We start from the raw sequence: 6900 nt of genomic DNA, 5'->3' as shown, positions 1-6900 counted from the left end.
GGGCCGCGGCAATGCTGCCGGAGATGTAGCCCCCGCAGCGGCAGCCGAAGGCGAGAAGCAGGACGACCTGTTCGACTACGTGACGTCGCCCGCTTTCGACGCCGACAACTCGACAACGGGCGGCGTGCGTGCGCCGATGCTGCGTCGCGGCCGTCCCGCCGCGCCCAAGCGCGTGCTGTCGCCGGACGACGACGCGCCCAAGTTGCACAAGGTGCTCGCCGACGCCGGCATGGGCTCGCGTCGCGACATGGAAGAGTTGATCGTCGCGGGCCGCGTGTCGGTGAACGGCGAACCGGCGCACATCGGTCAGCGCATTCTGCCGACCGATCTGGTGCGCATCAACGGCAAGCCGATCAAGCGCAAGCTGCAGAGCAAGCCGCCGCGCGTGCTGCTGTATCACAAGCCGACAGGCGAAATCGTCAGTCATGCCGATCCGGAAGGCCGTCCGTCCGTCTTCGACAAGCTTCCGCCGATGAAGACGGCGAAGTGGCTTGCCGTCGGCCGCCTCGACTTCAATACGGAAGGTCTGCTGATGCTGACCACGTCGGGCGATCTGGCGAACCGCTTCATGCATCCGCGTTACAGCGTCGAGCGTGAATATGCGGTGCGCGTGGTCGGTGAGCTGGCGGAAGGCAACCGGCAGAAGCTGTTGCACGGCGTCGAACTCGAAGACGGTCCGGCGAATTTCCTGCGCATCCGCGATGGCGGCGGTGAAGGAACGAACCACTGGTATCACGTCGCGCTCGCCGAAGGGCGTAACCGTGAAGTGCGCCGCATGTTCGAAGCGGTCGGTCTGATGGTGAGCCGTCTGATCCGTACGCGTCACGGCCCGATCGCGCTGCCGCGCGGTCTGAAGCGCGGTCGTTGGGAAGAACTCGAAGACAACCAGGTGCGCAGCCTGATGGCGTCGGTGGGACTGAAGGCGCCGACGGAAGAAAAGAGCGGCGGTCGCCGTGGCGAGCCGGAGCGCCGTCAGCCGGATCCGATGCAGACCTCGATGGGCTTCATCAATCGCGAACCCGTGCTCATGTCGCATGGCCGTTTCGACCAGCAACAGCCTCGTGGCGGCGGTCAGGGTCGCCGCGGCGGCGGCAAGGGCGCAAGCGCGTTCGGCGCGCTGAACACTGGCCTCGGCGGCGGTTTTGGCAATACGAATGGCAACCGCGGTGAAGGCCGTGGCGGTCGTGGTGGCCGCGATGTCGACGGCAATCGCGCACCGTCGGGCAACCGTGCGGCCGCAGGCGGCGGCAATGCGAAGCGCGGCGGTGGCGGTGGTGGTGTCGGTGGCGGCGGTAATCGCACGCCGAACGGCAACCGCGCGAGCAACGGCAATCGCACGGGCGGCAATCCGAACGCCGGCGGTAATCGCAGCGGCGGCGCGCAGCGCAACCGTTCCCGCGGACGCTGACCATCGCGAAGCGACAGCGGCGCCGGTTGCCGCCTGTCGCGTTCGATTGCATTGCGCATCGGCGATCGCCGTGCGCATTCGCAAGCGAACCATCTCTCGCAGACAGCACCAGACTGCACGAAATGGCTCGTTTCAAGCCTTGATTGCGGCGAAAACGACCGCAAATGGCGTTGAGCGGCTGGCTGGCGGTTTGCGTTTGTCGTGAAAAATGGCTACAATCACAAAGTCGCTGGGCGTGCGGTTTTATGTGCGGCTCAGGTGCGACCACCGGCAATAAGATGATGGGCGTTTCGCCCATTTTTTTTTGCCGCTCAGTTCTTGGGTGGATCGGCATCTCGGGTAGCACGAACGTGCGCCGGCCTGGCGCGCAACCCTTGGGTGTATCGCAAAGGCTTGCAGCGCGAACATCTTAGAGGGCAACGTGCAACTGACGGAACTGATTGAAACCACGGTCGTGGGCTTGGGGTACGAGCTCGTCGATCTCGAGCGCACCGGGCGCGGCATGCTGTGCATTTATATCGACCAGCCCGCCGGCATCGCGATCGAAGACTGCGAAAAAGTTACCCGTCAGCTCCAGCACGTACTGACGGTCGAAAACATCGATTACGAGCGGCTTGAAGTATCGTCGCCAGGTCTCGACCGCCCGCTGAAAAAACTGGCGGACTTCGAACGCTTCGCGGGCAGCGAGGCGGTCATCACATTGAAAAAGCCATTGGACGGACGGAAATCGTACCGGGGCATCCTGCATGCGCCCGAAGGCGAAACGATCGGTCTGGAATTTGAAGGGAAGGAAGGCGCCGCGATGCTGGATTTCACGCTCGCGGATATCGACAAGGCACGCCTCGTTCCGAAAGTTGACTTTAGGAGCCGCAAACAATGAGTCGCGAAGTGTTGATGCTGGTGGATGCGCTGGCACGCGAAAAAAATGTCGACAAGGACGTGGTTTTTGCCGCGCTCGAGGCAGCGCTCGCGTCTGCATCCAAGAAACTCTTCGACGAAGACGCGGACATCCGCGTTCATATCGACCGTGAGAGCGGCGAGCACGAAACCTTCCGTCGCTGGAAAGTCGTGCCGGACGAAGCGGGCCTGCAGGAGCCGGATCAGGAAATCCTGTTGTTCGAAGCGCGCGAGCAGAAGGCCGACGCGCAGATCGACGACTTCCTGGAAGAACCCGTTCCGTCCATCGAATTCGGCCGTATCGGCGCGCAGGCTGCCAAGCAGGTGATCCTCCAGAAGGTGCGCGACGCGGAGCGCGAGCAGATCCTGAACGACTTCCTCGAGCGCGGCGAAAGCATCATGACGGGTACCGTCAAGCGTCTCGACAAGGGCAACTTCATCGTCGAATCGGGCCGTGTCGAAGCGCTGCTGCGCCGCGACCAGCTGATTCCGAAGGAAAACCTGCGCGTCGGCGACCGCGTGCGTGCGTACATCGCGAAGGTCGATCGCACCGCGCGCGGTCCGCAGATCGAGCTGTCGCGTACGGCGCCCGAGTTCCTGATGAAGCTCTTCGAAATGGAAGTGCCGGAAATCGAGCAAGGCCTGCTGGAAATCAAGGCGGCGGCGCGCGATCCCGGCGTGCGCGCGAAGATCGGCGTCGTCGCTTACGACAAGCGTATCGACCCCATCGGCACCTGCGTCGGCATTCGCGGTTCGCGCGTGCAGGCTGTACGCAATGAGCTCGGTGGCGAAAACGTCGACATCGTGCTATGGTCGGAAGATCCCGCCCAGTTTGTGATCGGCGCGCTCGCGCCGGCAGCTGTCCAGTCGATCGTCGTCGATGAAGAAAAGCATTCGATGGACGTCGTCGTCGACGAAAACGAACTGGCCGTCGCTATCGGCCGCAGCGGCCAGAACGTGCGTCTTGCCAGCGAGCTCACCGGCTGGCAGATCAACATCATGACGCCGGACGAGTCTGCACAAAAGCAGAACCAGGAACGCAGCGTACTGCGCGACCTGTTCATGGCGCGTCTCGATGTCGACGAAGAAGTCGCCGACATCCTGATCGACGAAGGTTTCACGAGTCTCGAAGAGATTGCCTACGTGCCGCTCAACGAGATGCTGGAAATCGAAGCATTCGACGAAGACACCGTTCACGAACTGCGCAACCGCGCGCGTGACGCGTTGTTGACGATGGCGATTGCTAACGAGGAGAAGGTCGAAGGCGTTGCGCTCGACCTGAAGAGCCTCGACGGCATGGATGCCGAACTGCTCGCGAAGCTGGCTGAACATCAGATCCAGACGCGCGACGACCTGGCTGAACTGGCTGTCGACGAGCTGGTCGAGATGACCGGCGTGACTGAGGACGCCGCCAAGGCGTTGATTATGAAGGCCCGTGAACACTGGTTTCAATGAGATCCACGACCATGAACCACTGACCTGATCGCGGCCGTAAGGCTGCATGACCCGATGCTAACCGCAAGGAATCGGTCCTTGCATTAAGAGGAATGAATGGCGAGTAACAACGTAGCCCAATTTGCCGCGGAACTGAAAATGCCTGCAGGCGTGCTGCTCGAGCAGCTGCAGGCGGCGGGCGTCCAGAAAGCGAGTGAAGACGATGCTTTGTCCGAGACGGACAAGGCGCGTCTGCTCGACCACTTGCGCAAGTCGCACGGCTCGAACGATGCTGACAAGCGCAAGATCACGCTGACCAAGCGGCATACGTCGGAGATCAAGCAGTCCGACGCGACGGGTAAAGCTCGTACCATTCAGGTCGAGGTGCGCAAGAAGCGCACGTTCGTCCGCCGCGACGAGGCGGTCGAGCAGACCGCGGAAGCAACGGGCAATGGTCAGGAAGCAGCGGAAGATCTCGAACTGCAGCGTCGCGAGGAAGAAGCGCGTCACGAGGCAGAACTGCTTGAAAAGCAGGCGCAGGAACTGAAGGCGCGCCAGGATCAGCTCGCACGCGAAGAGGCGGAGCGTCAGGCACGCGAAGAAGCTGCCGAAGCCGAGCGTCGCCGCGCCGAAGAAGAATCGGCGAAGAAGCGTGCTGCGGCCGTCGCCGAAGCAGCCGCAGCGGCTCGCGAACAGGCTGAGCAGGAGCGCGCATCGCAGGACGAAGATCGTGCGGCAGCGGAGCGCGCTGCGCAGCGTGAAGCGGCCAGGAAGGCCGAAGACGCGGCACGCGAACAGGCCGAAAAGGCCCGTCTCGAACAGGAAGAAATCGCGAAGCGTCGCGCCAAGGCGGAAGCCGAGGCACGTGCGATCCGCGAGATGATGAACACGCCGCGCAAGGCGCAGGTCAAGGCGCCGGAACCGCCGCCGAAGCCGGCTGAAGCGCCGAAGCCCGCCGAAGCGAAGGGTACGCTGCACAAGCCGGCGCGTCCGGCTGGCGAAACGTCGGCACGTCCGGCCGCGAAGAAGCCGGCGCCCGCAGCAGCGGCGCAACCGGCAGCGGCTGCGCAGCCGGCAGGTCCCGGCGGCGACAAGAAGAAGGCTGGCGGCAAGGGCGGCTGGCAGGACGACGCAGCGAAGCGCCGTGGCATCAAGACGCGCGGCGACTCGAGCGGCGGTGTCGATCGCGGCTGGCGCGGCGGTCCGAAGGGACGTGGCAAGCATCAGGAATCGACGACCTTCCAGGCGCCGACCGAGCCGATCGTGCGTGAAGTGCACGTGCCGGAAACCATCACGGTTGCCGACCTGGCGCACAAGATGTCGGTGAAGGCTTCGGAAGTCATCAAGGTGATGATGAAGCTCGGCCAGATGGTCACGATCAACCAGATGCTGGACCAGGAAACGGCGATGATCGTCGTCGAGGAACTGGGCCATCATGCTGTCGCGGCCAAGCTGGACGATCCGGAAGCAATGCTGGTCGAAGGCGAGATTTCCGACGCGCCGCAGTTGCCGCGTCCTCCCGTCGTCACGGTCATGGGTCACGTCGACCACGGCAAGACCTCGCTGCTCGACTACATCCGTCGCGCGAAGGTGGCGGCGGGCGAAGCGGGCGGCATTACGCAGCACATCGGGGCATATCACGTCGAAACGCCGCGTGGCGTCATCACGTTCCTCGATACGCCGGGTCACGAAGCGTTCACGGCAATGCGTGCACGCGGTGCGAAGGCAACCGACATCGTGATTCTGGTCGTCGCAGCGGATGACGGTGTGATGCCGCAGACGAAGGAAGCGATCTCGCACGCGAAGGCGGGCGGCGTGCCTCTCGTCGTTGCGATCAACAAGATCGACAAGCCGGACGCGAACCCGGAACGCGTGAAGCAGGAACTCGTCGCGGAAGGTGTCGTGCCGGAAGAATACGGTGGCGATTCGCCGTTCGTCGCGGTTTCGGCCAAGACGGGCGCTGGCATCGACGATCTGCTCGAAAACGTGTTGCTGCAGGCGGAAGTGCTGGAACTGAAGGCACCTGTCGAAGCACCGGCGAAGGGCCTCGTGATCGAAGCGAAGCTCGACAAGGGTAAGGGTCCCGTTGCAACGATCCTCGTCCAGTCGGGTACGCTCAATCGCGGCGACGTCGTGCTGGCAGGCAGCGCCTACGGTCGCGTGCGCGCCATGCTCGACGAAACGGGCAAGCCGACCAAGTCGGCAGGTCCGTCGATCCCGGTGGAAATCCAGGGTCTGTCGGAAGTGCCCGCCGCGGGCGAAGAAGTCATCGTTATGCCGGACGACCGCAAGGCGCGTGAGGTCGCACTGTTCCGTCAGGGCAAGTTCCGCGACGTGAAGCTGGCGAAGCAGCAGGCCGCGAAGCTCGAAAACATGCTCGAGCAGATGGGCGAAGGCGAAGTGCAGTACCTGCCGCTCATCGTCAAGGCCGACGTGCAGGGTTCGCAGGAAGCGCTGGTGCAGTCGCTGCTCAAGCTGTCGAACGACGAAGTGCGCGTGCAGATCGTGCACAGCGCGGTCGGCGGTATCAGCGAGTCGGACGTCAACCTGGCGACGGCTTCGAAGGCGGTCATCATCGGCTTCAACACGCGTGCGGATGCGCAGGCTCGCAAGCTGGCGGAAACCAACGGCATCGACATCCGTTACTACAACATCATCTATGACGCAGTGGATGAGGTGAAGGCGGCGATGTCGGGCATGCTGGCACCGGAGAAGCGCGAAGTCGTCACGGGTATGGTCGAAGTCCGTCAAGTCTTCAAGGTGCCGAAGGTCGGCGCAGTGGCAGGCTGTATGGTCACGGACGGTGTGGTCAAGCGGACGTCGTCGGTGCGCGTGTTGCGCAACAACGTCGTCATCCACACGGGCGAACTCGATTCGCTCAAGCGCTTCAAGGACGACGTCAAGGAAGTGCGTCAGGGCTTCGAGTGCGGTATGTCGGTGAAGAACTTCAACGACATCGTGGAAGGCGACCAGTTCGAAGTCTTCGAAGTCACGGAAGTCGCGCGTACGCTGTAATTCCGGCGTCGTGCTCATGAGGGGCGGGGCGGGCGCTGAAGCCCGGTCCCGCCCCTTTGTTTTTGTATCGACTGTTTTGTCGTGTTTGCCGCGTTTTGTGTCGAGCTCCTTCGTGGCTTGCTGCCGCTGGATACGCGACGAACATC

Annotated in this window: 4 protein-coding genes; all 4 read left to right on the top strand. The window is 63.1% G+C overall.

What is annotated here, in order from left to right:
• Window positions 1–1408, top strand: a 1408-nt coding sequence (gene rluB / locus G3N95_RS39385) for a 23S rRNA pseudouridine(2605) synthase RluB (protein WP_205975473.1), incomplete at its 5' end; no start/stop codon positions are given.
• Window positions 1409–1829: 421 nt separating this feature from the next.
• A complete protein-coding gene (gene rimP, locus G3N95_RS39380; RefSeq protein ID WP_012401123.1) occupies window positions 1830–2288 on the top strand; it encodes a ribosome maturation factor RimP in 459 nt (152 codons plus the stop codon).
• The gene (gene nusA / locus G3N95_RS39375) at window positions 2285–3760 is read left to right on the top strand and encodes a transcription termination factor NusA (RefSeq protein ID WP_205975472.1); all 1476 of its coding nucleotides are present in this window, start codon (window positions 2285–2287) and stop codon (window positions 3758–3760) included. The genes rimP and nusA overlap by 4 nt, the downstream gene beginning before the upstream one ends.
• Before the next feature lie 96 nt (window positions 3761–3856).
• Window positions 3857–6754, top strand: coding sequence for a translation initiation factor IF-2 (infB, locus tag G3N95_RS39370; protein ID WP_205975471.1), 2898 nt, complete (start codon window positions 3857–3859; stop codon window positions 6752–6754).
• Window positions 6755–6900 lie beyond the last annotated feature (146 nt).

This window comes from Paraburkholderia sp. Tr-20389, from assembly GCF_017104565.1.
Lineage (GTDB): Bacteria > Pseudomonadota > Gammaproteobacteria > Burkholderiales > Burkholderiaceae > Paraburkholderia.
This window is presented reverse-complemented; position numbering and strand designations above follow the sequence as displayed.

Excerpts from the sequence above, each read along its gene's own strand:
- nusA (WP_205975472.1), top strand. The coding sequence starts at position 2,285 with ATGAGTCGCGAAGTGTTGATGCTGGTGGATGCGCTGGCACGCGAAAAA.
- infB (WP_205975471.1), top strand. The coding sequence starts at position 3,857 with ATGGCGAGTAACAACGTAGCCCAATTTGCCGCGGAACTGAAAATGCCT.